General features: G+C 62.5%; 2 protein-coding genes. One reads left to right on the plus strand and one right to left on the minus strand.

Translation table 11 applies throughout. The annotated features are described in order from the left end of the window. Nucleotides 1-149, minus strand: a 149-nt coding sequence (locus EN969_RS32595; RefSeq protein ID WP_164758734.1) for an alpha/beta hydrolase, incomplete at its 3' end; no start/stop codon positions are given. A 249-nt stretch (nt 150-398) separates the two neighbouring features. Between EN969_RS32595 and EN969_RS32600 the strand changes: the two genes are divergently transcribed. After that, the coding region (locus EN969_RS32600) for a VOC family protein (RefSeq protein ID WP_164758733.1) at nt 399-1,054 on the plus strand (656 nt) is incomplete at its 3' end.

Raw genomic sequence — 1,054 nt, forward strand, 5'->3', positions numbered from 1 at the left:
GTCCAGTCCTCGCGCACCGGCTTCGACCACTCCGCCTGTTCGACGCGGCGCGCCGTCGACAGCTTCGACTGCCAGCGGCTCTGCCAATGGTCGGGGCCGGAATTGGTGTAGCCCGGCACGATGAGAATATCTGCGTCTCTGACCTTCATGGCGCTGAGATAGCGAGCGGCATCGCTTCGTGCAACCGGCAGAAACGCCACGTTTGATCACAATAGTGAACACCATGTTCGCTTCTTCGCGTCTTGTGTGAACGATGCGGATGGACGATCTGTGGTCAGGAAAAGAAACAGCCGTGCGCGGGAACCCTGACTTTGGAACTGACACGACGTACAATGATCGGCGGAGTGGGGTTTCTCGCTTTGGGAGCTTCATCGCAGGCCGGTCGAACGGAGCATTTGATGAGCGAGTTGCCTTTTGCCGCCACCACCCCGGTCAGCGTTGCCCGCGTCGGGCTGAAGGCGCGCGACGCGGAAAGCCTTGCCGCATATTATCGCAGCATCGTCGGTCTGCAGGAACTGAGCCGCGCCGATGGGGCGATCACGCTGGGCGCCGCCAACCGTCCGTTGCTGGTCATCGAGGCCGATCCTTCGGCCAAGCCGGATGATCCTCGCAGCGCAGGCCTGTTCCATACGGCCTTCCTGCTGCCCAGCCGTGCCGATCTCGGCCGCTGGATCAACCACGCCATATCAAACAAGATCGCCATCGAGGGCGCTTCCGACCATCTGGTCAGCGAAGCACTGTACCTGACCGATCCCGAAGGCAATGGCATCGAGATCTATGCCGACCGCCGTCCGCAGGACTGGAAGTGGAATGGCGACAAGGTGGCGATGGCGACCGAGCGGATGAACATTCCGTCCGTCGTTGCCGAAGTGCCTGCGGGTGACGCCGGCTGGCAGGGCGCGCCGGAAAACAGCGTCGTCGGCCATGTCCACCTGCGCGTCGGCAGGCCGGAAGACGCCGAAGCCTGGTGGAACCAGGAATTCGGCTTCGACACGGTGGCCAAATATGGCGGCCAGGCGGTGTTCCTGTCGTCAGGCGGCTATCACCACCACAT

Origin of the sequence: Mesorhizobium sp. M7A.F.Ca.CA.003.01.2.1, from assembly GCF_003998945.1 — a bacterium.
In the GTDB taxonomy this organism is placed as follows: Bacteria; Pseudomonadota; Alphaproteobacteria; order Rhizobiales; family Rhizobiaceae; genus Mesorhizobium; species Mesorhizobium ciceri.